This is a genomic window from Streptomyces sp. NPDC002671 (assembly GCF_053592475.1).
In genome coordinates this window covers 1-25,373 of the sequence record NZ_JBSFVU010000033.1, presented here as the reverse complement: position 1 = coordinate 25,373, position 25,373 = coordinate 1, and the positions used below count along the sequence as shown (strand labels likewise).

At 74.8% G+C, this 25,373-nt stretch carries 11 protein-coding genes and 2 pseudogenes; 5 read left to right on the top strand and 8 right to left on the bottom strand.

The genetic code is table 11. From position 1 onward, the window contains the following. Window positions 1-6 precede the first annotated feature (6 nt). A complete protein-coding gene (locus ACWD35_RS36005) occupies window positions 7-14,958 on the bottom strand; it encodes an SDR family NAD(P)-dependent oxidoreductase (protein ID WP_451355570.1) in 14,952 nt (4,983 codons plus the stop codon). 77 nt (window positions 14,959-15,035) lie between these two features. On the opposite strand from ACWD35_RS36005, the gene ACWD35_RS36000 reads away from it, so the two are divergent. Next, window positions 15,036-15,737 (top strand): 4'-phosphopantetheinyl transferase superfamily protein, encoded by a 702-nt coding sequence (locus ACWD35_RS36000; RefSeq protein WP_451355569.1) that lies wholly within the window; start codon window positions 15,036-15,038, stop codon window positions 15,735-15,737. Here ACWD35_RS36000 and ACWD35_RS35995 read toward each other — a convergent pair. The 5 genes from ACWD35_RS35995 to ACWD35_RS35975 form a co-directional block, all read right to left on the bottom strand. Further along, window positions 15,718-17,061 carry an NAD(P)/FAD-dependent oxidoreductase gene (locus ACWD35_RS35995; protein ID WP_451355568.1) on the bottom strand — a complete coding sequence of 448 codons (1,344 nt, stop codon included), beginning with the start codon at window positions 17,059-17,061 and terminating at the stop codon, window positions 15,718-15,720. The genes ACWD35_RS36000 and ACWD35_RS35995 overlap by 20 nt on opposite strands. Window positions 17,062-17,063: 2 nt before the next feature. Further along, window positions 17,064-17,339 (bottom strand): acyl carrier protein, encoded by a 276-nt coding sequence (locus tag ACWD35_RS35990; RefSeq protein WP_451355567.1) that lies wholly within the window; start codon window positions 17,337-17,339, stop codon window positions 17,064-17,066. Between the two features lie 44 nt (window positions 17,340-17,383). Continuing rightward, window positions 17,384-18,865 carry an amino acid adenylation domain-containing protein gene (locus ACWD35_RS35985; protein WP_451355566.1) on the bottom strand — a complete coding sequence of 494 codons (1,482 nt, stop codon included), beginning with the start codon at window positions 18,863-18,865 and terminating at the stop codon, window positions 17,384-17,386. Next, window positions 18,862-19,998 carry an acyl-CoA dehydrogenase family protein gene (locus ACWD35_RS35980; RefSeq protein ID WP_451355565.1) on the bottom strand — a complete coding sequence of 379 codons (1,137 nt, stop codon included), beginning with the start codon at window positions 19,996-19,998 and terminating at the stop codon, window positions 18,862-18,864. The genes ACWD35_RS35985 and ACWD35_RS35980 overlap by 4 nt, the downstream gene beginning before the upstream one ends. 187 nt (window positions 19,999-20,185) lie before the next feature. Then, window positions 20,186-20,959 carry a thioesterase II family protein gene (locus ACWD35_RS35975; protein ID WP_451355564.1) on the bottom strand — a complete coding sequence of 258 codons (774 nt, stop codon included), beginning with the start codon at window positions 20,957-20,959 and terminating at the stop codon, window positions 20,186-20,188. A gap of 192 nt (window positions 20,960-21,151) precedes the next feature. Between ACWD35_RS35975 and ACWD35_RS35970 the strand changes: the two genes are divergently transcribed. Beyond that, window positions 21,152-23,260, top strand: coding sequence for an acyl-CoA dehydrogenase family protein (locus ACWD35_RS35970; RefSeq protein ID WP_451355563.1), 2,109 nt, complete (start codon window positions 21,152-21,154; stop codon window positions 23,258-23,260). Between the two features lie 138 nt (window positions 23,261-23,398). Here ACWD35_RS35970 and ACWD35_RS35965 read toward each other — a convergent pair. Continuing rightward, window positions 23,399-23,566, bottom strand: a pseudogene (locus ACWD35_RS35965) (helix-turn-helix domain-containing protein); the annotation flags it as partial. 698 nt (window positions 23,567-24,264) lie between these two features. Between ACWD35_RS35965 and ACWD35_RS35960 the strand changes: the two are divergent. Continuing rightward, window positions 24,265-24,576 carry a hypothetical protein gene (locus ACWD35_RS35960; RefSeq protein ID WP_451355562.1) on the top strand — a complete coding sequence of 104 codons (312 nt, stop codon included), beginning with the start codon at window positions 24,265-24,267 and terminating at the stop codon, window positions 24,574-24,576. A gap of 34 nt (window positions 24,577-24,610) precedes the next feature. Continuing rightward, window positions 24,611-24,856 carry a metal-sensitive transcriptional regulator gene (locus ACWD35_RS35955; protein ID WP_451355561.1) on the top strand — a complete coding sequence of 82 codons (246 nt, stop codon included), beginning with the start codon at window positions 24,611-24,613 and terminating at the stop codon, window positions 24,854-24,856. Window positions 24,857-24,962: 106 nt separating this feature from the next. Here the strand turns inward: ACWD35_RS35955 and ACWD35_RS35950 are convergent, their stop codons facing one another. Next, entirely contained in the window at window positions 24,963-25,193 is a 231-nt protein-coding gene (locus ACWD35_RS35950; RefSeq protein WP_451355608.1) for a YgaP family membrane protein, read from the bottom strand. Between the two features lie 79 nt (window positions 25,194-25,272). On the opposite strand from ACWD35_RS35950, the pseudogene ACWD35_RS35945 reads away from it, so the two are divergent. After that, a pseudogene (locus ACWD35_RS35945) lies at window positions 25,273-25,373 on the top strand (precorrin-6A synthase (deacetylating)); the annotation flags it as partial.

Sequence of the window (25,373 nt, the reverse complement as noted above, 5' to 3'; positions counted from 1 at the left end):
GTGGCCTCACTCTCCGGAGTTCTGGTCGTGGCCGCCAGCGAGCACGGCGTTGATGAGTTCGTCCACATCCATCTCGTCCACCGTGCTGATCACGTCCTCGCGCTCCTCCACCGGAGCCGGGGCGTCATCGTCATCGATCGGGCTGAGCCGCTCGTGGATCTGGCGGGCGAGGTCGACGGGCGTCGGACAGTCGAAGATGACGGTCGCGGACAACCGCACGCCGGTGGCCGTGGCCAGCCGGTTGCGCAGCTCGACCGCGGTCAGCGAGTCGAATCCCATCTCGACGAACCCCCGGTCGACGTCCACCGCGGACGCCGAGCCGTGACCGAGCACCGCGGCGGCCTGCTTCCTGACCAGGTTCACCAGTGCCTGGCGCCGCTCGGCCGCGGACATCCCGGCGAACTGGTCGGCTCCGGCGGCGGCAGCGCCGCTCTCGGCCCCGGCGCGGTTCGGCCGGGCGCCGCCCCGCGGCACCAGCGACCGCATCACCGGCGGCAGGGTGCCCTGGGCGTCCTGGACCCGCAGCGCCGCACGGTCGAGGTGCGCCGTGACCACCAGCGGCAGCCCGCTCCGGACGCCCTGGTCGAACAGGGCCAGGCCCTCGGCGGCGGACATGGCCTGCGCCCCGGCCTTGGCGAGCCTGGCCCGGTCCAGTTCGTTCAACTGACCGGTCAGGGCACTCTCGTTGGCCCAGTAACCCCAGGCGAGCGACGAGGCGACCTGGCCGCGCGAGTGCCGGACCGCGGCGAGCGTGTCCAGGAACACGTTGGCCGCACCGTAGTTGGCCTGTCCGGCGTTGCCGAGCAGGCCGGCCGCGGAGGAGTACATCGCGAACATGCCGAGGTCGAGACCGGCGGTGAGCTCGTCGAGGTGCACGGCGGCGTCGACCTTGGGCCGCAGCACCGGCGCCAGGCGCTCGGCGGTCAGCGAGCTGAGCACGGTGTCGTCCAGCACGCCCGCCGTGTGCACCACCGCGGTGAGCGGGCGGTCCTGCGCGATCTCGGCCAGCAGCCCGGCCAGGGCCGCGCGGTCGGCGATGTCGCAGGCGGCCACCCGCGCCTCGGCGCCCAGCTCGGCGAGTTGCGCGCACAGCTCCTCGGCGCCCGCCGCGCCCGGGCCCTGACGGCTCGCCAGCACCAGGTGGCGCATCCCCCAGGGGCCGGCCAGGTGCTTGGCCACCAGGGCGCCCAGCGTCCCGGTGCCACCGGTGATCAGGACCGTGCCCTCGGGGTCGGGAACGGACGGGATCGTCAGCACGAGCTTGCCGACGTGCTTGGCCTGGGCCATGAACCGGAAGGCCTCGGGCGCGTCGAGCACGTCCCAGGTGCGCACCGGCAGCGGCCGGACGGCACCCTCCCGCAGCAGCCGGACGACCTCGGTCAGCATCGACCGGATCGACTCCGGGGTGGTGTCCGGCACCAGGTCCACCGTCCGGTACTCCACCCCCGGCCACGCGGCCGCGACCTGCTCCGGGTCCCGGCGGTCGGTCTTCCCCAGCTCGATGAAGCAACCGCCCTTGGGCAGCAACCGCAGCGAGGCGTCGATGAGTTCACCGGCCAGCGAGTTGACCACCACGTCGACCCCGGCGCCGTCGGTGGCGGCGAGCACCCGGTCGGCGAAGTCCGCGTCCCGGGACGAGGAGATGTGGTCGTCGTCCAGACCCAGCTGCCGCAGCGCGTCGTGCTTGGCCGGGCTCGCCGTGGCGAACACCTCGGCGCCCAGCTGGCGGGCGAGTTGGACCGCCGCCGTGCCGACCCCGCCGGCCGCCGCGTGGATCACGACGCGCTGCCCGGCGCGCAGGTCCGCCACCTGGTGCAGCGCGAAGTACGCGGTCAGGAAGGCGGAGGGCACCGAGGCCGCCTGCTCGAACGACCAGTCGTCGGGCATCGGGACCAGCCAGTGCTGATCGGTGACCGCCTCCGTCGCGAAGGCGCGCGGCATCAGCCCCACGACCCGGTCGCCGGGCTTCAGCCCGGTCACGCCGGCACCGGTCGCCTGGACCACGCCGGCGCCTTCGCCGCCGATGAACAGGCCGTCGTCCGGCGGCAGCCCCAGCGCGACCAGCAGATCGTGGAACGCGATCCCGGCCGCCCGCATCCGCACCCGCACCTCACCGGCGGCCAGTGGCGCTCCGGTCTCCGGGCCGGCCACCACGGACATGGCGTCGAGGACGCCGGCCGGGTCGGGTTCGAGCCGCCAGCGGCCGCCGAGCGGTGGCACCAGCCTGTCCCTCGGCGCGGCCGTCGCGGACAGCCGCGGGACCAGCAGCGCGCCGCTCCGGATCGCGAGCTGCGGCTCGTCGCCGGCCAGGGCGTGCGCGAGCGCGTCCGCGCAGTCCTGGTCGTCCAGGTCGACCAGGACGATCCGGCCCGGGTTCTCGGCCTGCGCCGAGCGGACCAGGCCCCACACCGTGGAGGCGGCGAGGTCGGCCACGTCACCGGAGTCCGCGACCGGGAGCGCGCGGCGGGTGGCCACCACCAGCCGGGTGTCGACCGTCCGGTCGTCGGCCAGCCAGGCCTGGAGCTCGCCCAGCACCCTGCTGGTCAGCCGCAGGGCCGCGGCAGCCGGCTCGGCGCCCGCCCCGGTCGCGCAGGACAGCACCGCGACGCGGGGAGCCGGCGCCCCCAGCAGGGCGGCCAGGTCGGGGTGCGCGTGCACGGGGACCCCCGCCGCCCGCAGCGAGTCGGCCAGGCCGAACGGGTCCGCGCCGAGCACCGACCAGTCACCGCCCAGCCGGGTCTTCGGCGTCGGCGAGGCGACCCAGTCCAGCTGGAACAGGGGGTGGCTGACCGGGCTCGCGGCCGCCGCGAGCTGCGCGGTCGAGACCGGCCGGGTCACCAGCCGCTCGATCACCAGCACGGGGTAGCCGGAGTCGTCGGCCGCGGTCAGCGACACCGCGCCGGAACCGGCCGGCGCGATCCGCACCCGCAGCGCACGCGCACCGGAGGCGAACAGCGACACGCCGGACAGGCTGAACGGCAGCCGCACCTGCTTGTCGTGGCCGGGGACCAGCACCATCGCGTGCAGCGCCGCGTCCAGCAGCGCGGGGTGAACGCCGTACCGGCCCGCCTCGTCCTGCACCTGGGCCGGCGGCGACACCTCGGCGTAGACCTCGTCGCCGCTGCGCCACGCCCGGGCCAGCGCCTGGAACGAGGGCCCGTAGGTGTAGCCGGCCTCCGCGCCCTCCGCGTAGAAGGCGACCGGGTCCAGCTCCACCGGTTCGGCACCGGGCGGCGGCCAGGTGGCCCAGGTGTCCGGTGCGGTCCCGTCGTCCGCCGTCAGGACGGCCGACGCGTGCCGCGTCCACTCGCCGTCCTGGCCGTTCTCCCCGACCGGCCGCGAGTAGACGGTCAGCGACCGCTGCCCCGCGTCGTCCGGCGCGCCCACCATCAGCTGCAGGGAGACCGCCGCGTCGCCGTGCAGCAGCAGCGGCGCCTCCAGGGTCAGTTCGTCGACCCGGGGGCAGCCCGCCTCGGCACCGGCGCGCAGCGCCAGCTCGGCGAACCCGGTGCCCGGGAGCAGCACCACCTCGTTGACCGAGTGGTCGGCCAGCCACGGCCGGGTGCCCGCGGACAGCCGCCCGGTGAGCACCAGGCCACCGGTGTCCGCCAGTTCGACCGCGGCACCGAGCAGCGGGTGGTCCGGCGCCACGACGCCGAGGCTCGCCGGGTCCACCCCGGTGCTCTCCTCCTCCAGCCAGAACCGCTTGCGGTCGAAGGCGTAGGTGGGCAGCGCGACGGTGGTGCCGCCGGGGACCAGCGTGGCCCAGTCCAGGTCCGCGCCGTTCACCCAGGCCTCGGCCAGCGAGGCGGCGAAGCGGGCCATGCCGCCCTCGTCGCGACGCAGCGAGCCCAGCGTCACCGGCTCGGGGATGTCCGGCACCGATGCGGCGGTGTCCAGCACCGCGGCGGTCAGCACGGCGTGCGGGGTCGCCTCGACGAACATGGTGAAGCCGTTGTCGAGCAGCGCCCGGGTGGCCTGCGCGAAGCGCACCGGCTCGCGCAGGTTCCGGTACCAGTACTCCGGGTCGAGCCCGGTGGTGTCGATCGGCTCACCGGTCACCGCGGAGTAGAACGGGATCCGGGCGCGCTGCGGGGCGATGCCCGCGAGCTTCGCCAGCAGTTCCTCGCGCATCGGCTCGACCTGCGGCGAGTGCGAGGCGTAGTCGACGTCGATCCGGCGGATCCGGGTGCCGCGGCGCTCGCACTCCTCGGTCAGCCCGTCCAGCGCCTCGGTGTCGCCGGCGACGACGACCTGCGAGGGGCTGTTGATCGCCGCGATGGTCACCCGTCCCTGCCAGGGGGCGAGCAGTTCCGCCACCTGGCGCTCGTCGGCGCGCAGCGAGGCCATGCCCGCGGAGCCGGTCAGCCGGGCCAGTTCCGCCGCCCGCACGGCGACCACCTTGGCGGCGTCCTCCAGCGACAGCGCGCCGGCCACGTACGCGGCGGCGATCTCGCCCTGCGAGTGGCCGACCACCGCCGAGGGCTTCACTCCGTGGTGCTGCCACAGGCGGGCCAGCGAGACCATGACGGCGAACAGGGCCGGCTGCACCACGTCGACCCGGGTGAGGTCGGGCGCGCCGTCGGCCTGGCGGAGCACCTCGGTCAGCGACCAGTCGGTCCACGGTGCCAGGGCCCGCTCGCACTCGCCGATGTAGCCGGCGAACTCGGGGACGGTGTCCAGCAGTTCCGCGGCCATCCCGGGCCACTGGCTGCCCTGGCCGGGGAAGACGAAGACCACGCGTTGCTTGCGGTACGCGGTGCCGAGGACGAGCCCCGGGTCCGGCTCGCCGTCGGCGAGCCGGGTGAGCAGGCCGTCGTAGTCGGCCGGCTCGGTGCCGAGCACCACCGCGCGGTGCGGCAGCGCCGCTCGGGTCGCGGCCAGGCTCCAGCCGATGTCGCGCGGCTGCGGGGCGGGCTCGTCGGCCAGCAACTGCCGCAACCGGTCGGCCTGCTGCCGCAGCGAGACCTGGGAGGCCGCCGACACCGGCCACGGCAGGACCGCGATCGCCGGAGCGGGCTCGGTGGTCTCCGGCTGCTGCTGCGGCCGGGCCGGTGCCTCTTCGAGGATGAGGTGGGCGTTGGTGCCGCTGACCCCGAACGAGGAGACCCCCGCGCGCCGCGGCTGTCCGCTCTCGGGCCACGGCACCGCGTCCACGACCAGCTCGACCTCGCCCATCGACCAGTCCACCTGGCGGGTCGGCTGGTCGATGTGCAGGGTCGCGGGCACCACCCCGTGACGCATCGCCAGCACCATCTTGATCACACCGACCGCGCCCGCGGCCGCCTGCGTGTGACCGATGTTCGACTTGCCCGACCCCAGCAGCAGCGGCCGGCCGGCGGGCCGGTCCTGGCCGTAGGTCGCCAGCAGCGCCTGCGCCTCGATCGGGTCGCCGAGCGTCGTCCCGGTGCCGTGCGCCTCCACCACGTCCACGTCGCGCAGCGACAGGCCCGCGTTGGCCACCGCCTGGCGGATCACCCGCTGCTGGGACGGTCCGTTCGGGGCCGACAGGCCGTTCGACGCGCCGTCCTGGTTCAGCGCCGAGCTGCGGATGATCGCGAGCACCTCGTGCCCCAGGGCCTGGGCCTGCGACAGCGGCTCGACCAGCACCAGTCCGATGCCCTCGGCGAAACCGGTTCCGTCCGCGGCGTCGGCGAACGCCCGGCACCGGCCGTCCGCGGACAGCGCGCGCTGCCGGCTGAACTCGACGAAGACCTTCGGGCTCGACTGCACCGCCACGCCGCCGACCACCGCCATCGAGCACTCACCGGCCCGCAGCGCCTGCCCGGCCAGGTGCAGCGCCACCAGCGACGACGAACAGGCCGTGTCGACGGTGACGGCCGGGCCGTCCAGCCCGAACACGTACGAGACGCGCCCGGAGATCACGGCTGGCGTGGCTCCGGTCACCGCGTAGCCCTCGGCACTGTGCGGCGCCAGCGGCGCACCGGTCGCGTAGTCGGTCGGACCGGCGCCGACGAACACGCCGGTCCGGCTCCCCTTGAGGCTCTGCGGGTCCATTCCGGCGCTCTCGAACAGCTCCCACGTGGTCTCCAGGATCAGCCGCTGCCGCGGGTCCATGGTCACCGCCTCGCGGGGGGAGATCCCGAAGAACTCCGCGTCGAAGCCCGACGCGTCGTCCAGGAAGCCGCTCTCGCGGACGTAGGACTTGCCGAGGCTGTCCGGGTCCTGGTCGAACAGGTTGGCCAGGTCCCAGCCGCGGTCGGTCGGGAACCCGGACACGCCGTCGACGCCGTCGACCAGCATCCGCCAGTAGTCCTGCGGCGAGCTCACACCACCGGGCAGCCGGCAGGCCATGCCCACGATCGCCATCGGCTCGTCGAGGGCGGCGGCGTTCACCGCCGGTGCGCTCTCCTGCGACTCGGCCGACTCGCCGAGGGCGAGTTCGAGCAGGTAGTCGGCGACGGCCGCGGCGGTCGGGTAGTCGAAGGCGAGGGAGGCCGGCAGCCGCAGCCCGGTGGCCGTGTTCAGCCGGGTCCGGAACTCGACCGCGGTGACCGAGTCGGAGCCCATCTCGGTGAACGGCCGCTCCGGGTCCACCTCGCCGGCCCGGGCGTACCCCAGGACGGTCGCGGCCTCGGTCCTGACCAGGTCGAGCACCGCCCACTCGCGCTCGGAATCGGGCGTCTGGGCCAGCAGCCGGGCGAGGGCGCTCTGCCCGGCCCCCTGCTCGCCCCGGCCCGTCCCACCGGCCGCGCCGCCCTGCACGTCCGGCAGCTCGTCGAGGAACGGCCGGGGGCGGGTCGCCGTGTAGAGCGGGGCGAACCGCTCCCACTCCACGTCGGCCACGGCCACGGACGTCTCGTCCCGGTCCAGCACCTGCCGCAGGGCGCGCAGCGCCTGCCCGGGCTCCAGGAGCGGGAGGCCCTGCCGTTCCGACTGGCTGCGGAACACGTCCCGCACCGCCGTGTCGTCGGCGTCCGCGCCGAACGCGTTCCAGAAGCTCCAGGCGACGGCCGTCCCCACCCCGCCGCGGGCGCGGCGCCGGACGGCCAGCGCGTCCAGGCAGGCGTCGGCGGTCGCGAAGGCGCCGTTCTCGGCCGCGCCCCACACGCCGGCGACGGAGGAGAACATGACGAAGGCGTCCACGGACTCCGCGTCGAGCAGGTCGTCCAGCACCCGCGCGCCCGTCACCTTGGCGCGCAGCGTGCCGGCGAGCCGGGCGAGCGTCATCTCGGCCAGCGGGCCGGGCTCGGGGACGACCGCCGCGTGCACGACGGTGCGCACCGGCCGCCCCGCGGTGCGGGCCTCGGCCAGCAATTGCGCCACCGCGGCGCGGTCGGCCACGTCGCAGGCCGCCATCGTGACCGCGGTGCCGGAGCGCACCAGGTCGGCCTCGAACTCGGCCGCGCCCGGCGTGTCGCCGCCGCGCCGGCTGGCGAGGATGACGTGCTCCGCGCCGCAGGCCGCCAGCCAGCCGGCCAGGCGCCGGCCGATCCGGCCGGTGCCGCCGGTGATCAGCACGCTGCCGCCCGGCTGCCAGCTCCGCTTCGCGGGCCGGCCGGCCACCGGGTCGCGCACCAGCCGCCGCACGTGCACGCCGCTGTCCCGCAGCGCCACCTGGTCCTCGGCGCCCAGGCCGCCGCCCAGCACGCCGCACAGCCGGCGCAGCGCGTCCTCGTCGGGCGCGGCGGGCAGGTCGATCAACCCGCCCCAGCGCTGCGGGGTCTCCAGGCCGGCCACCCGGCCCATGCCCCAGACCTGCGCCTGGGTGGGCGAGTCCAGGTCGTCGCCGGCGGCCGCGCCGACCGCGCCGCTGGTCGCCAGCCACACCGGGACGTCGGCCCCGGCGTCGCCCAGCGCCTGCACCAGGGCCAGGGTGGCGGCGGAACCTGCCGGGACGTCCGGGAACTCCTGGTGCGCACGCTCGTCCATCGCCAGCAGCGAGAGCACACCGGTCGCACCGGCGGCCGCCGCGTCCGTGAGCAGGCCGGCGAGCCGGTCCCGGCCCTCGCGCGTCGGGTCGAGCGACAACTGCTCCGCGTCCGCGCCGCGCGCGGTGAGGGCCTGGCACGCGGCCGCGGCCCACTCCTGCCCCGCGCCGGTGTCGGGTGCCAGCACCAGCCAGCGTCCGCCCGGTTGCGGCTCGGCGGGATCGGCGACGGGCTGCCAGTCGACGCGGTAGCGCCAGGCGTCGAGCTCCAGGCCGGCGATGTCGGGGAGCACGGCCGGCCGCGCGTCGCGTCCGGCGAACACCCGCTGCCAGTCCACCTCGGCGCCGCGCGTGTACGCCTCCGCCAGGGAGGCCAGGAAGCGCCCGGTGCCGCCGTCGTTGCGGCGCAGCGTGCCCAGCGCGCTCGCGCCGCCGCCGGCCTGCTCGATGGTCTCCTCGATCGCCGGGGTGAGCACCGGGTGCGGGCTCGCCTCGACGAGCAGTCCGTGGCCGCTCGCCAGCAGCGCGCGCACCGCGTCCTCGAAGCGCACCTGCTGACGCAGGTTCAGGTACCAGTAGTCGGCGCCGAGTTCGGTGGTGTCCAGCAGGCCGCCGGTGGCCGAGGAGTAGAACGGCACCGTGCCCGCACGGGGCTTGATCCCCTTGAGGACCGTGCCGAGCCGGTCGCGGAGCGCCTCGACGTGCGGCGAGTGCGAGGCGTAGTCCACGTCGACGCGGCGGAACCTGATGCCGCCGTCCTGGCAGACGGCCGCCAGCTCGTCCAGGGCGTCGGCGTCGCCCGCCACCACGACGCTCTGCGGACCGTTGACCGCGGCGACGCACAGCCGCCCGCCGAACCGGCGCAGCAGGTCGTCGACCGCGGCCGCGCCCACGGCCACCGAGGCCATGCCGCCCCGGCCGGACAGCCGGGACAGCTCGGCGCTGCGCAGCGCCACGACCTTGGCGGCGTCGCTCAGGGAGAGCGCGCCGGCCACGTACGCGGCGGCGATCTCACCCTGCGAGTGACCGGCCACGGCCGCGGGGACGACCCCGTAGGACCGCCAGAGCTCGGCCAGCGAGACCATCACCGCGAAGAGCGTGGGCTGCACGACGTCGACCCGGTCCAGCGGGGCCGCGCCGGCCTCGCCGTTGATCACCGCGCTGAGCGACCAGTCGGTGAACTCCGCCAGGGCCTCGCCGCACGCCCGCATCTGCTCGGCGAAGACCGGCTCGGCCGCTATCAGCTCCGCGGCCATGCCCGCCCACTGGGCGCCCTGCCCGGGGAAGATCAGGGCGACCTTCGGGTCCTCGACCGCCGGACCCTGAAGGAGGTTCGGCGCGGTCCGGCCGTCGGCGAGCGCGCTCAGCGCGTCGCCGAAGCCCGCGGTGTCGCCGGCCAGCACGACGGCGCGGTGGGCGCCCTGGCGCGGCAGCGCCGCCAGCGCGGCACCCACGTCCAGGGGGCTGGTCTCCCGGTCGTGGGTCACCAGGTCGCCCAGTGCGGCGGCCCGGGCCCGCAGGCCGGTGGCGCTGGCGGCCGCGATCGGCCACGGGAGCGCCGGCTTGTCACCAGGGAGCTCGGGGGCCTCGCGGTACCAGTGGCGGCGACGCTGCCACGGGTAGGCGGGCAGGCTGACGGGTCGGCGCGCGGCCCGGGCCGGAGCGGGCACCGCGCCGGTCACGAAGAGTTCGGCCGCGCTGCCGGCGAACCGGTCCACCGGGTCGTCGGTGTCCACCGCGACGCCGAACCGGTCGGCCAGCGCGGCGGGCAGCGGCCGCGCCAGCACGTCGACGAGGGCCTCGACGCCCGCGGCGTCCAGCTCGTCGGCGAACGCCTGCGGCAGGTCGGCGACCGCACCGGCGGCGGCGCGCCGGGCCAGCTCCTCGGCCGACCGGGCGAGGCCCTCGCCGTCGGCGGACAGCTCGGGCAGCAGGCCCGGCCGCAGTGCCACGCCGGACGGGCGCCCGGCGGCGATGCGCAGGGCGTCGTCCAGGTCCAGCCGTCCGGCCACCCAGGCGGCGCCCAGGCAGCCCGCGCCCGTACCGGCCACGGCACCCGCCGCCAGTCCGAGGCCGGCCCACAGCCGGGCCGCCGCGACGTGGTGGCAGAGCAGGTGGGCCGTCGACAGGTCGGCGGCCGGCTCGGCGAACGGGTCGGCCGTCACGCCGGTCAGCGCGGTGAGGCGGGCGGCGCACGACCGCAGCGCGGCGGTGTACTCCGGCAGCCCGGCCAGCCGCTCGCGCAGGGCGGCGGACGGCGGCTCGGCGCCGAACCAGAACCCGACGGTGCGGACCTCGTCCTCGGGCACCTGCCCGGTCCGGGCGGCCGGCGTGCCGGTGCCGAGCGCGACCGCTTCCAGGGCCGCCACCAGCGAGGCGGCGTCCTGGCCGGTGACGCCGACCCGGTGGCTCAGCCAGCTGCGCCGGTGGGCGGCGGTGAAGACGATGTCGTCCAGCTCGGCCGGAGCCTCGCGCAGCCGGGCGGCGAGTCGGCCCGCCGCCTGGCGCACCGCCGGCTCGGCCGCCGCGGTGACCATCAGGACGTGCGGAGCACCCCCGGCCTGGCCCGCAGCCTGCTCGACGACCGCCGGCGCCTGCTCGACGACCACGTGCGCGTTGCTGCCGCTGAAGCCGAACGAACTGATGCCGGCCCGGTGCGGGCGGTCCCGCAGCGGCCACTGCCGCCGCTCGGTCACCACCGAGACCGGGAGCCGCTCCCAGTCGATGTTGGTCGACGGCCGGTTCAGCGGGTGCGGCGGAAGCTCGCCGTGGTGGAGCGAGAGGACGACCTTGAGCAGCCCGGTGACACCGGCCGCGGCCTCCAGGTGCCCGATGGTGGCCTTGGCGGAGCCGATCAGCAGGTCCTCGTCCGCCGCGCGACCGGCGCCGAGCGCCTCGGCGAGGGCGCGGACCTCGATCGGGTCGCCCAGCGGGGTGCCGGTGCCGTGGGCCTCGACGTAGTCGACGTCGCGCGGTGCCCAACCCGCGGCCTCGACCGCCCGCTTGACGACGGCGGCCTGCGCGTCGGCGTTGGGGACGGTCAGGTTGCCGCTGGCGCCGTCCTGGTTGACCGCGGTGCCGCGGATCACCGCGTAGACCCGGTCCGAGTCGCGCCGGGCCGCGCTGAGCGGCTTGAGGATGAGCGCCGCCGCTCCCTCGCCGCGGCCGTAGCCGTCGGCCGCGTCGTCGAAGGTCTTGCAGCGGCCGTCGGGGGCCAGGGCGCCCGCCCCCGCCATGGAGACCGACACGCTGGGGGCGACGATCACGTTGGCGCCGCCGACGACGGCGATCTCGCAGTCCCCCTGGCGCAGGCCCTGGCACGCCAGGTGGACCGCGGTGAGGGAGGAGGAGCAGGCGGTGTCGACCGCGATGCTGGGGCCGCGCAGCCCGAGGAAGTACGCCAGGCGTCCGGCGGCGGCGGCGAAGGTCGTGCCGGTGCCGTAGAAGTGGTCGACCTGGGCCATGTCCCGGGTGAGCAGCTGCTGGTAGTCGGCGGTGTTGAGGCCGAAGTAGACGCCCGCGGCACGGCCCTGGAGCGCGAGTGCCGGCTGCCCGGCGTCCTCCAGCGCCTCCCAGGCGACCTCCAGGAGCAGGCGGTGCTGCGGGTCGAGCGACTTGGCCTCGCGCGGCGAGACCCGGAAGAACTCCGCGTCGAAGCCCTCCACCTCGTCGAGGAAGCCACCGCGGGTGGGGACGTCCGGCCCGGCCTCGGACCAGATCGGGTCCGCCAGGCGGACCGCCGGGATGTCGCGGATCGCGTCGCGGCCCTCGGTCAGCATCGACCAGAACTGCTCCGGCGAGTTCGCGCCGGGCAGCCGGCAGGCGATGCCGATCACGGCGACGGCGTCGTCGTCGGAGCCGTCGTCCTCGGACGGAACGCCCGCGCCGGGGACCGACTCGCCGGCCGCCTTGGCGGCGGCCGGCTCGGGGGCGGCCTCCGCCAGGAACGCGGCGAGCGCCTCGATCGTCGGCCGCTCGAAGACGAACGTCGCGGGGAGGTCCAGGCCGAACTCGGCGCCGAGGCGGTCGCGCAGCTCCACGGCGGTCAGCGAGTCCAGGCCCTGCTCGAACAGGCCGCGACGACGCGCCAGCCGCTCGTCCTCGCCGAGTCCGAGCACGGCCGCGACCAGCTCCTCGACGCGCCGCACCGCGCCGCCAGCCGACGCCGGCCCGCCGGCGGGGGCGGGCGCGAGGACCGGGGCGGGGGCCGCGACCGGGGCCGCGGCCGCCGGGGCCCGGGTTCCGGCAGCGGTCGGCGCGGCCGCCGGGACGGCGCTCGACGCGCTGCCGTCCGGGCGCGCGACCATCTCGCTGATCACCCGGCCCTCGGCGTCCAGCAGGCTCACCCGCACCTGCGCGGGGGCCTCGACGACGGGCGTGCGCCCCTGCTCGCCGGGCTCGACGCCCGGCAGCCAGTACCGGTCGCCGCCCCAGGAGGGCACCGGCAGCGTCCGGTACCGGCCCGGCGTTCCGGTGACCTTCGTCCAGTCCACCTCGACGCCGCCGACGTGCAGCCGGGCGAGCGCCCGGTGCAGGCCGAGCGGCCCGGCCTCGCCGCGGCGCAGCGTGGCCGTCACCGGGCCGCGGCGCTCCCGGTGGCGCAGCGCGTCGGTGAGCTGCCGGATCAGCGTGGGGTGCGGGCCGATCTCGACGAACGCACCGTCGGCCTCGGCGAGCAGCCCGTCGACCGCGGGCCAGAACAGCACCGGGTCGGTGAGGTTGCGCTCCCAGTAGGCGGCGTCCCGCGGCACGTCCGACTCCTCCGGCCGCACCGTGGAGAGCAGCCGCAACGAGGGCGTGGCGCAGGCGAGTCCGGCCATCTCCTGGCGCAGCAGCGGGCCCTGCTCGGCCACCACCGGGCTGTGGAACGCGTAGCCGCCGGCCAGGCGCTTGCACCGCAGGCCGCGCCGTTCGCACTCGGCCGCGACCGCGTCGACGGCGTCGCCGGGGCCGCTCAGCACCACCGCCTGCGGCCCGTTGACCGCGGCGACCGCCACCGGCCCGCCGGTGGCGGCCAGCAGCGCGAGGACCGTCTCCTGGTCCGCGCGCACCGCCAGCATGGCGCCCCGGCCGGCCGTCCCGTGCAGGATCTCGCCGCGCCGCACGGCCAGCCGCACGGCGTCCGCGCGGGACAGCGCGCCGGCCGCGGCCGCGGCGGCGATCTCCCCGACGCTGTGTCCGACCACGGTCCGCGGCCGGATCCCGCAGTCGGCCAGCCAGTCGGTCAGCGCCATCTGGACGGCGAGGACGGCGGGTTGGGCGAGGTCGGTGCGGTCGAGCCGACTGTCGCCGCCCTGGCCGTCCGCGCCCCGGCGCAGCTCGTCGAGCAGGGACCACGAGGCGTCCCGGCGGACCAGCGCGTCGCACTCGTCGAGGACCGCGCGGACCACCGGCGAGGCGTCGTACAGGTCGACCGCCATGCCCGCCCACTGCGCGCCCTGGCCGGAGTAGACGAACACCGGCTCGGGGGCGCCCTCGGGGTCCACCGTGCCGAAGTAGGTGCCGTCCGGCGCCTCCTCGATCCCGTCCAGGGCGGCCGCCAGCTCCTGCGGCCCCTCCGTGACGGCGGCGAACCGGTGGCGCTCGTGGGTGCGCCGGGTGGCGGCGGAGGCGAGCAGGTCGCCGAACCCGTCGGCCTCGTCGGTCACCCGCTCGGCCATCGCGGCGAGTTGGCCGTCCAGGCCGGAGCGGTGGAACGCCGAGGCGAGCAGCACGTAGGGGCCGTCCGGACCGGCGGACCGCGGCTCGGCGGCGGGCTCGACGCCTTCCGCGATCACGTGGACGTTGGTGCCGCTGAGCCCGGACGAGCTCACTCCCACCCGCAGCGGCCGGTCGGTCCCCGCCAGGCTGACCGGGCTGAGCGGCACCGCCAGCTCGCCGCGGTCCCAGGAGACGGCCGAGGTCAGCCGACCGGGATCGGGCTGGGGCGGGACCTCCCGCGAGTTGACGACCCACAGGCCCTTCAGCAGTCCGGCGATCCCGGCCGCGGCGTCGGTGTGCCCGAACACGGCCTTGTTGGAGCCCACGTAGAGGGGCGCCCGGTCGGCCTCCCGGACCCGGCCGTAGACCTCGTTCAGTGCCATCAGCTCGACCTGGTCGCCGAGCGGGGTCCCGGTGCCGTGCGCCTCCACGTAGTCGAGGTCCGACGGGGCGAGGCCCGCGCCGGCGAGCACGGTGCGCAGCAGGTCGGCCTGGGCGGCGCCGTTGGGCGCCGTGATGCCGAGGCTGTGGCCGTCGTGGTTGGCCGCCGAGGCGCGGATGACGCCGTAGATCCGGTCCCGGTCGGCGAGGGCGTCGGGCAGGCGCTTCAGGACGACGACGCCGCAGCCGTCGCCGCGCAGCATGCCGTCGGCGTCGGCGGCGAACGGCCGGCAGTGGCCGGTCGGCGAGATCGCGCCGATCCTGCTCATGAAGACGCTGAGCTCAGGCGTGAGCATCAGGCTGACGCCGCCGGCCAGCACCACGTCGCTCTCACCGGTGCGCAGGCTCTGGCTGGCCAGGTGAACGGCGAGCAGGGACGAGGAGCAGGCGGTGCTGACGGAGGCCATCGGCCCGTGCAGGTCGAAGGCGTAGGCCAGCCGGCCGGCCGCGAAGCTGAACTCGGTGCCGCTGGCGTAGTGCCGGCCGATGCCCTCGACCCCGAGCGTCTTGGTGTGCAACGTCGCGTAGTCGGGGGCGAACATGCCGAAGAAGGCCCCGGTGCGGGTGCCGCGCCAGAGGTCCGCGGGCCGCCCGGAGTCGCTCATCGCCTCCCAGGCCACTTCCAGCAGCAGCCGCTGCTGCGGGTCCATCGCGACGGCCTCGCGGGGCGAGATCCCGAAGTAGGTGGCGTCGAAGCGGTCGATCTCCTCCAGGAACCCGCCGACGTGGCTGGACGTCCCGGTGCCGTCCGTGCCCGCGAAGCCGCGGTCCCACCGCGTCGGGGGGACATCCTGGAAGACGGGGGTCGCGGATCTGAGCACCGCGCCGAAGGAGTCGAGGTCGCGCGCGCCGCCAGGGAACCGGCAGCCGATGCCGACGACGGCGATCGGAGTAGTGTGATGGCTCGTCAACGGTCGTTCTGCCATTGGAGATTGTCCTTGCTCGACAATGATCTTCGACTATTCGGCAGCAGTGCCCCTGGGGACACCGGAAGGGGCGGCCGATGACCGGGCACCGGCTCGCGGGCCCCGGTTTCGTCGCCGTCTGGGTGGCGGTGGGCGCGGCACCGCCCGAGGGCGGGCCGCTCAGCCTGGACGCCCGCGCCCGGCGGTACCGCCGCATGCGGGCCGCGGCGCGCCGGGTCGGCCTGGACCTGGTCGCCGCGCACACCTCGTGTCCGCCGGAGCAGCAGGTCTGGGAGCGCGACGACCGGGGGCGCCCGGTGCTCGCCCGTCCCGCGGGCCTCCACGTGAGCCGCAGTCACGCCGAGGGCGTGGTGGCGGCCGCCCTGTCCTGGGACGCCCCGGTCGGCGTCGACGTCGAGCGGCTGCGGCCGCTGGCCGCCCGTGGCGCGCTGGCCCGGGCCGCCCTGTCCGAGACCGAGCAGCAGGTCGTGGACGAGCTGCCCGAGGCGGACCGGGACGCCCAGCTGCTCCGCTTCTGGACCCGGAAGGAGGCCGTGGCGAAGGCGCTGGGCACGGGGCTCGCCACGGACCTGCCCGGCATCGTCACGACCGCGCACGGCGCCCTGGTGTCACTCCCGCGCCCGTGCGGCGACGTCGCCGGCTGGTCGCTGGCCGATCTCGCGGTCCGGGGCGGCGTGATCGCCTCCGTCGCGGTCCGGGTGCCCGACGTCCGGGTGCTGACCCGGACAATCGGACTCCCCCACGACGAGGCCCCTGCGGCTAGAACGCCGGAGCGATGACCGGCGCCCGGAGGTTGCCCAGGTACGGGTGCCACAGGTGCGTCGGGTCGTTCTCGACGGCGGTCACCGTCTCGCGCATGATGCGCAGCACCTCCGGCTCCTCCTCGTCGTAGAGGTCGCCCTGCAGCAGCCGCAGCACGTCGATCCGGTACTTCGGGTCCTCGACGTACGTGGTGAACAGGATGTTCAGCCGGTAGTAGATCGAGATGAACTCGTACCAGTTGCGGGTGCCGTTGCGCAGCTGCCGCTCGTACTCGGCGAACCGGCCCGCCGAGAAGTCGTCCGCCTCGACGGCCGCGAGGATGTCCTTGCAGGCCAGCCGCGCGCTGTTGAGCGCGACGCCGACGCCGCTGGAGAAGATCGGGTCGACGAAGCGGGCGGCGTCGCCGAGCAGCACGTAGCGGTCGCCGCAGATCTGCTTCATGGCGTAGCTGTAGTCGCCCTCGACCTTGAGCGGCGTCACCTGCTTGGTCTTCTGCAGCGCCTCGTACAGGTCCGGACGGCTCTCCACGAAGCTCCAGAAGAACTTCTCGCGGTCCGTGTTGGCCTCGGCGAACTTGGCCTTCTGGGTCACCACGCCGATGCTGGTGACGGTGTCGCTGATCGGGATCTGCCAGACCCAGGTGTCGCTGATCGGCAGGAAGTGCACGTAGATGTAGTCGATCTTCTCGGGGCTGTTGGCGAGCGCGACCCGGTCCAGGCCCTCGAACCAGGCGTGCACGGCGTACTGGTTGAAGACCGGGTCCGCCTGCTTGAGCCCGAGCTGGCGGCCCAGGAAGGTCTGGCGGCCGGAGCCGTCGAGGATCATCTTCGCGGTGAAGTCCACCTCCCTCGAGCCCAGGCGGCAGGTCAGGGTGACCTTGTCCGGGTCGTCGAAGTCCGCGCGCAGCGCCCGGACGCCCTGGAACACCTTGGCGCCCAGGCTCTCGGCGTGCTTCAGCAGGATCAGGTCGAACTTGCCGCGGTCGACGTGGAAGGTGTAGTCCCGGTCGACGCCCGGCTGGGTGCGCTCGGCGAACATGACGTCGGCGATGCCCCAGTCGTGCGCGAACTGCGGGGTGGCGCTGCCCGTCTTGGCCGGCAGCGAGGATGTCCAGGCCGCGCCGTACTTGCGCGGGAAGTTGGCCGCCTCGACCTTCTCCATCGCGCCGGTCTCCAGCAGCACCCGGGTGGTGGCCGGGACCAGCGACTCGCCCACGTGCGGCCGCGGGAAGTTCTCGCTCTCGAAGACGGCCACCGACAGGCCGGCCTTGGCGAGGTAGGCGGCAGCACTGGAGCCGGCCGGACCACCGCCGACGATCACCACGTCGTAGTCGAGACTCATGGTTATCGGGCACCTTCCGCGGAGGCGGCCACCAGGCCGGAGACGAGCTTGCTGATGGCGGCGATGTCCCGGAAGTTCGCCGCGTTGATCTGGGCGAGGGGCACGTCGACCCGCAGTTCCTCGCGCAGGAAGGTCAGCAGCAGGGCGCTGTTCATCGAGTTGAGCACCTCCCACTCCAGCAGCGGGGTGGTCTCGGTGAGTTCGCCCCTCGGGTCACCGTCGAGGAAGCTCTCACTGATGAAGGTGGTGATCCGCGGGGTGACTTCGTCGATCGTCATGGCGCCGCCTTTCCATCGGGAGGTGGGTGTCTGGTCCGGCCCGCTCATGACGTGCTCGTCGCGGACCCGTCGGCGCGCGCCTTCAGCGCCCGCCGGTCGATCTTGCCGTTGCCGTTCCTCGGCAGCGGGGCGAGGAAGCGCACCTCGTCCGCCACCATGTAGCGCGGCAGGTTCTGCGCGAGGTGCTGCCGGATGGTCAGCAGCCCCGGCTCGCTGCCGTCCCGCGGGGCCACGAAGACCACCAGGCGGGTGTCGATGCCTTCGCCCACCGCCACTGCGGCGGCCTCCGCGACGTCGGCGTGGTTCTCGAGCACGGCCTCGACCTCGGCCAGCTCGACCCGGTGCCCGCGGATCTTCACCATGTGGTCGCGGCGACCCAGGTAGTCGAACGAGCCGTCGGGCAGGACCCGGACCAGGTCGCCGGTGCGGTACGGGCCGCTCTGCGGCGGCCGGCCCCAGTAACCGGGCATCACCGTGGGGCCGTCCACCACGAGTTCGCCCTCCTCGCCCGCGGCCGCGACCTCGCCGTCCTCCCGCAGCGCCTGGACCCGGTCGCCGGAGGCCGCGATCCCGATCGGCACCGGCCGGTCGCGGTCCAGGTCCGCCTTGGTGACCTCGTGGAAGGTGCACACATTGGTCTCGGTCGGGCCGTACAGGTTCAGCAGCCGTGCGCCGGTCCAGCCGGCCAGGTCGCGCAGCTGCCCGATGGGGAACGGCTCCCCGGCGAACAGCACGGTGTGCAGGCTCTCCGGTGCCGGACGGTCCAGCAGGCCGCCGTAGCGCATCATCACGGCGAGGGCGGACGGCACCGAGTACCAGACGCTGATCCGCTCCTGGTGGAGGAACTCGACGAGCTGTGCCGGCGCGAAGGACAGCTCCGGGGGGATGAGGCGCACCGAGGCGCCGGCGCGGAACGCCACGTACAGGTCGAGCACCGACAGGTCGAAGGTGAACGGCGCGTGGTTGGCGAACCGGTCGTCCTCCTGCGGTGCCAGCAGCTCGTACGCCCAGTCGACGAACGCCCGCGCGTTCCGGTGGGTCAGGCACACGCCCTTGGGCGTTCCGGTCGACCCCGAGGTGTAGAGGATGTACGCCAGGTCGTCGGGCGTGACGGCGGCATTGCGGGCCGGCGCCGGATCGTAGGGGCCGTCGAGCTCCAGGTAGCCGAGCTCATCGCCCAGTTCCGCTGAGATCCGCGGGATCCGGGCGCCGTCCGCCACCACCAGGCGCGCCGCGCAGTCCCGGGCGATGGTCGCGACCCGGGCCACCGGGCTGCCGCCGTCGACGGGCACGTAGACGGCGCCGCACCGCAGGACCGCCTGCATCGCCGCCACCGTGGCGGGGCTCTTGCCCGCCCAGAGCACGACCCGGTCGCCGGGGCGCACGCCCTGGCGGTCCAGCCTGGACGCGATCGCGTCCGCCATGAGGTCGAGTTCGCGGTAGCTGACGCAGCCGGACGGCCCGCTCACGGCCGGCGCGTCGGGCCGGCGCGCGGCGGCGTCGATGACCAGTTGGTGGAGGGTCACAGGCCGGACTCCCGTGCGATCAGTTCCATCTGGATCTCGGTCGTGCCGGAGAAGATCGTGGTCGGCAGGCAGTCGCGCAGCTGCTCCTCGATCCCGTTGCCCATCAGGTAGCCGGTCGCGCCGAACAGCTGCATCGCGTCCAGGCTGTTGGCGACCGCGGCCTCGGACACGGCGGTCTTCGACATGGCGATCGCGCGGACGTCCGTGCGGCCCTGGTCGAGCAGCCAGCAGGCGCGGTACAGCAGCAGCCGCGCGCCCTCCAGGCGCTGCCGCATCCGGGCGATCCGGTGCGACACGGCCTGGAAGTCGGCAATCCTGCGCCCGAACTGCCGGCGCTGGGTCACGCGGGCCACGCACTCGTCCAACTGCCGTTCCATCAGCCCGAGGTAGCCGGCGAACAGGACACCGCGCTCCCAGGCCATCGAGTGCTGGAAGATCGCCGCGCCGCTGCCCTCCGCTCCGAGCCGGTACTCGGCCGGAACCACGCAGCCGTCGAACCGGACCCGCGCGGCCAGGCAGCCCCGCAGCCCCACCTTCGGCAGCGTCGCACTGACGACGATGCCGCTCAGCTCGCGCGGCACGGCGAAGGCCGAGACGCCCAGGAACCCGGCGGACGGATCGGTGACGGCGTAGGTCACGTACACGTCCGCGATCGGGGCGTTGCTGACGAAGGACTTCTCCCCTTCGAGGACGTAGGCGTCGCCCTGGCGGGTGGCGGTGGCCTTGATCCGGCTGATGTCGGAGCCGGCCTCGTCCTCGGTCATGGCGTTGCCGGCGATCAGGTCGCCCGCCGCCATGCCGGTCAGCAGCTCCTTGGCGGTGTCCGTCCCGAACTCCAGGACCGGCACGGCGCACGAGAGCAGGTGGGCGGCGACCGCGAAGACCAGGCCCATGTCGGAGCAGGAGCGTCCGAACGCCTCCAGGGCCAGCGCGGTGTCCAGGGCCCCCAGGCCCGCACCGCCGTACTCCTCGGGCAGGCACAGCCCGGTCAGGCCGATGCCTGCCGCGGTCTTCCAGGCCAGCCGCGCCGACTCGGGGTCCGCGCTGGTCGTGTGATCGGCGAACCGCTCGGCGACGACCGCACTGATGTCGGCACAGCGTTCACGTTGAATCGGCGAGGGCTCGAAATCCATCAGTCGTCTTCCGGTGTGTAATCGACGGTTTCCAATTCTGTCCCCCTCAGAAAGTGGCGCTGCCACACCATTCGCCTTTTCCTGGCCCGCGCCCTCGGCAACGGTATATTCCTCACGAGCGGGCCCCAACCCTTACCGCACCCTTATGCAGCCGGGGAGGCGACTAGGGGTTCACTAGGGGTGCCGCTCAGGACAGCACCGACGTACCGTCCTGCCGCGCTCCCGCGAGCACCGACGAGACGACGTCGAGCACGCCGGCCCGGCAGTCCTCCAGGTAGAAGTGGCCGCCGGGGAAGACCCGCAGGCCGAACCGGCCGAGCGTGTGGTCCGCCCAGGCCGCCGCCTCGTCGATGGCGACCCTCGGGTCGCGGTCGCCGGTCAGTGCGGTGATGTCGCAGGACAGCGGCGGGCCGGGCTCGAACCGGTAGGTCTCGATGGCCTCGTAGTCGGCGCGGACCGTCGGCAGGACCATGTCCAGCAGCTCCTGGTCGGCCAGGATGCGCGGGTCGGTGCCGCCCAGCACGCGCATCTGCTCGACGAACACGGCCCTGCTCGCCCGGTGCAGCTCCTCGTGCTTGAACCGGGAGGGGGCCCGCCTGCCGGAGACGAACAGGTGCGCCGGCACCGCGCCCTCCTCCCGGTCGAGCCGACGCGCCACCTCGTAGGCGAGGACCGCGCCCATGCTGTGGCCGAAGAACGCGAACGGCGCGTCCAGCAGCGGCCGGACCGCCGCGTGGATGCGGTCGGCCAGCTCGGGGAGGGAGCGCAGGTGGGGCTCGGAGCCGCGGTCCTGGCGGCCCGGGTACTGCAGGGCCAGCACCTCGGTGTCGCCGGGCAGCGCGGCGCCCCAGGAGAAGTAGGAGGTGGCCGCACCACCCGCGTGGGGGAAGCAGAACAGGCGCATGCCCCCCGGTGCCTGGCGGTAGACGCGGATCCAGCTGTCAGTGTCGGCGTTTCCCACGGGCGTCACCTTTCTGAACGCAGCACGAATAACCGATTCCTCGGCCAGGACCGACCCTATCCCCGGCCGCCGCGCGGCGAACCCCTAATTAGCCCCTAAATATCCGGCCGCACATTGCCGGGAAATCACCCCGTCCCTATGCTCGGCATCCCTCGAATTGTCAGGACAGCGGACGAGCAGGCAGGCGGGCAAATGCTCAAGACAGTTCTCAGAATCGACGAGGTCATCGAACTGCTGACCAGGCAGTGGCACTTCCCCGACCAGGCGGACGAAGCCGCGCTGGCCCGGCTGTGGCGGCTGGCGGCCGCCCAGGGTTGGTTCGGCCTGGGCAGCGTCGACGCCGTCGTGGGGCTGCTGCGGACCACCGGAGCGGCTGCCTGCCCGCTACCCGTGATGGACGGCTACGTCGCCGCGGGCCTGCTGGCGAAGGCCGCCCCGGAGATCGCGGACGGCATCGCGGACGGCGGCGTCCGGATCCTGGTGGTGACGCCGACGGACCCGGCAGCCGGACTGGTCCCGTTCGCCGAGGGCGGGGCGGCCGCCTCGCACGTCCTGCTCCTGCCCCCCGAGGGCGGCCTCGGGTCGGTCCGGCCCGTGGAGTTCGCCATCCCGCAGCCCGGGCTGGCGTCGCCCGCCTGGAGCAGCCTGCGCCTGGGCGCGGCGGAGGTCGAGTTCTCCGTCGAGCCGCACGAGGCCCGCCGGGCGCTCTCGCTGCTCAGGCTGGGGCTCGCGGCGCGCGCCATGGCGGCCGCGCGGCACACGCACGGGCAGTCCGTCGCCCACGCCAAGGTCCGCCGGCAGTTCGGGCAGACGATCGGCGGCTTCGGCGCGGTCCAGCAGCGCACGGCGTCCCGCGAGATCGACCTCGTCGCCGGCGAACTCCTGATCAACGACGCCGTCCGGAGGCACGACGAGGCACCGGACGCGGAGGCGGCGGTCCTCGCCACCGAGCTCGCGGTGTGCCACGCGGCCGCCGCCGCACCGCGCGCCCAGCTGACGGCCCACCACAACCTCGGCGCGGGCGGCTACTTCGAGGAACACGACGCCCCGTGGCTGTTCCGCCGGGTCCACGCGGACGTGGCGCGGCTGTCCTGCTTCCCGGCACCGGGCGGAACGGTCGCCGACCTCCTGATCGCGAGCACCGCCGGCCTGCCCGCCGTGGACCACTCCGCGCCGGCCGCGGCGATGCGGGCCCAGGCCCGCTCCTTCGGGGCCGAACACCGTGGCCGGGTACGGGAGTTCAGCAAGGGTGACGACCCGGAGCTGGTGGCGGCGATGTCCGCGCGCCGGTGGTTCGGGATGACCTGGCCCGCCGCCGACGGCGGCCGCGCGGCCACCGTCCCCGAGCAACTGGCGATGCAGGAGGAGAACGCCTACCACCAACTGCCGGTCGCCAACGCGATGGCGGCCGTCTCCGTGGTCGGCCATCCCGTCGTCCGGTACGGGACGGCCGAGCAGAAGGCCCGCTACCTCCCCCCGATCCGGGACGGGCGACTGACCTTCTGCCTGGGGTACAGCGAGCCGGAGGCCGGCTCCGACCTGGCCTCACTGACCACGACGGCGGTCCGGGACGGCGAGGACTGGGTGATCAACGGGACGAAGTCCTGGATTGCCAACGCCGATACGGCGGAGTACATCTGGCTCGCCGTGCGCACGGACGTGGAAGCGAGCACGCCGCTCGCCGGAATCAGCATGTTCATCGTCCCGATGGCGACCGCCGGGATCAGCACGGAGCCGCTCCAGGGCCTGTCCGGGCAGACCTGCTGCACCGTGCGCTTCGACGACGTCCGGGTGAGCGACGGCGCGCGCGTCGGCCCGGTCAACCGCGGCTGGCACGTCATCACCGAGACGCTCACCGGCGAGCGGCTGCTGCTGGCCGGCGAGGTGGCCGGACTGTCCCGCCGGCAGTTCGACGAACTGCTGGCAGCGGTCCGCGCCGACCCGGAGGGCCTGGCCGGTCCGGCGGGGTCCGCCGCACGCGCCACGCTCAGCCGGATGGCCGTCCAGGTGCGGGCGGTGAACCTGCTGCTCGGCGAGGCCGCCGAGCGGGCCGAGTCCGGCCCCGCCCACATCGCCCGCCTCGCCTCGTCGATGGCCGGCGTGCTGGCCGCCGAGGTCTTGGAGCAGCTCAGCCGCGACGTCCTGGACGTCCTCGGCCCCGCGGCGGCGCTCAGCACGCCGGACGCCCCCGGCGCCGGCCTCTTCGAGCAGGGCCTGCGCCTGTCCGTCCTCGCCTTCCTCGCCGGCGGCACCAACGACGTGCAACGCGGACTGATCGCCCGCGGGCTCGGCCTGAACTGACCGGGGCGGCGCTGAACCGCGGCTGATGCCGCCGCGCGGCCAGGCGACGTCGTCCACCGCGAGCCAGGGTGCCGTCGCCAGGGCCGCGGGAGTCCCCCCGGTGAAGGCCATGACGTCGCGGTGCAGGTGGGACTGGTCGGCGTAGCCGCACTCCGCGGCGATCCGCGCGACGCTGTGGCCCGCGGCCAGGCGGTGCGCCACGTGGTCGAAGCGGATCAACTGCGCCGCGCGCTTGGGCGTGACGCCGACCTGGGACCGGAACCGGGACCACAGGCGCTTGCGGCTCCAGCCGACCTCCGCCGCCATCCGCTCGACCCGGACCACGCCGTGACGCGTCATCATCTGCCGCCACACCTCGGCGACTTCGGGATCGACGCGGCGGCCCTGCTCATGCCCCTGCTCGAACCGCCGGCCGAGCGCGGCCTCCGCGATCTCGAACCGATCGCCCCAGGCCCCGGCGGCTCGCAGCCGGTCCAGGGTGCGCTCCGCGTCGCGGCCCCAGAGGTCGTCGAGGGAGACCACCAGCCCGCGCGCCTCCGCGGCGGCGCCACCCAGGACCGCGTGGGCGACCAGCGGTGACAACCGGATCTGCAGGCAGTCGATCTCGCTGCCGCTCCCCCGCACCGCGCCCGGATCGAGGCCGATGACGACGCTGCCGTGCTCCCGCCCCCCGCCGGCGTCGTCGACGGCGATCGGCCAGTCGCCCAGGTCGACGGCCAAGGTGACGGCGGGATAGGGGATCACACCGAGATCGACGGGGTCGGCGGTGCGGGCGCGGAAGCTCGCCATGGCCAACCCCTGGATCCGGCCGGTCCCCGAGGGGGTGGCGATGTCCCACACCGCCACCGCGTGTTGTGCTGTGCGAAGCGAAGGCATGGCCCCCAGGCTACGGCCGGACCGGGCCGAGGGGCAGCCGTTTTGGCTCCTGACGGCCCTGATGCCGGTGTGCGGACTCGGCATGGTCATCGGCTTCGTGGTCACCGAAGCCGCGCACGGTGGCCACCGTGGAGGATCAGCAGGGAACCGGCCGCGACACCTCCTACTTGCTGGACTTCAGCGACCGGGACGGGACGCCGCGCTACGAGTGGTCCGGCGACGTGTCGGGCGGCACCAAGGTCGGTGACCGGATACCCGTCGTCTACGCCCCCGAGGATCCGAGTGATCTCCAGGACGCCCGCGACCTGGCCCGGGGCCCTTGGGCGTCCCTGATCTTCCTGGCGGCCGGCGTCTTCTTCCTCTGGCTCTCGTACCGCTACTTCCGAGCTGACCCGACGGCGTTCCGCCAGTGGGTGAGGCACCGCTACCGGATCCGGTGACCGTGCGGGCGGCTCCCGGCGGCGGCTCGCGGCCGTGGCTCCGGTGCTGAACCGGTTGCGCCGCGCCCAGGGCCAGCTGGCGGGTGTCATCGCGATGATCGAGGCCGGCCGCGACTGCAAGGACGTGGTGACCCAACTCGCCGCCGTCTCCCGGGCACTGGACCGCGCGGGCTTCAAGATCGTGGCCAGCGGCATGCGGCAGTGCCTGGCCGAGGCCGAGCGGGGCGGCGCTCCGATGAGCGAGGCGGAGCTGGAGAAGCTGTTCCTCACGCTCGCCTGAGACAGCGCGGGGCCCGCCCGAGACGACGCGGGCTCGCCTGAGACAGCGCGGGTCGGCCACCCCTCGCAGGGACGGCCGACCCTTGTGCGTGTCGCCTCGCTGCCGCTTACTTCCGCAGGGCGGCGAAGGTGTCGTCGAGGCTGGGGAGCACCGCCTTGGGGCGGTTGTAGGGGAGCTTGCCGAGCATCGCGCCCATGGCGCACGTGTTGGTGGCGGCCGAGAAGGCCAGGCCGAAGCCGACGGCGGCCGAGACCCAGCGGGCGCCGGGCAGCGCGAGGTCGACCAGCACCCCGGCCAGCACCAGCGAGCCCGCGATCATGCGGACCTGGCGGTCCATCGCCCACACGGCCCGGCCGCCGGCCGGGCGGTTGAGCGGGTGCCCCTGCTGCGCCCAGGCGGTGGTGCCGCCGGTGATGTTGAACGCCCGGCACCGCACGGGGCTGAACCGGGTGGCGCGGCCGGTGCAGATCACCACCGGGCGGCGGCTGGCCGAGGGGTTCCCGGACGGGGTGGACGA

Bases quoted from the DNA above. Each gene is read 5' to 3' on its own strand.
- ACWD35_RS36005 (WP_451355570.1), bottom strand. From the start codon at position 14,958: ATGGCAGAACGACCGTTGACGAGCCATCACACTACTCCGATCGCCGTC.
- ACWD35_RS36000 (WP_451355569.1), top strand. From the start codon at position 15,036: ATGACCGGGCACCGGCTCGCGGGCCCCGGTTTCGTCGCCGTCTGGGTG.
- ACWD35_RS35995 (WP_451355568.1), bottom strand. From the start codon at position 17,061: ATGAGTCTCGACTACGACGTGGTGATCGTCGGCGGTGGTCCGGCCGGC.
- ACWD35_RS35990 (WP_451355567.1), bottom strand. From the start codon at position 17,339: ATGACGATCGACGAAGTCACCCCGCGGATCACCACCTTCATCAGTGAG.
- ACWD35_RS35980 (WP_451355565.1), bottom strand. From the start codon at position 19,998: ATGGATTTCGAGCCCTCGCCGATTCAACGTGAACGCTGTGCCGACATC.
- ACWD35_RS35970 (WP_451355563.1), top strand. From the start codon at position 21,152: ATGCTCAAGACAGTTCTCAGAATCGACGAGGTCATCGAACTGCTGACC.
- ACWD35_RS35950 (WP_451355608.1), bottom strand. From the start codon at position 25,193: ATGGACCGCCAGGTCCGCATGATCGCGGGCTCGCTGGTGCTGGCCGGG.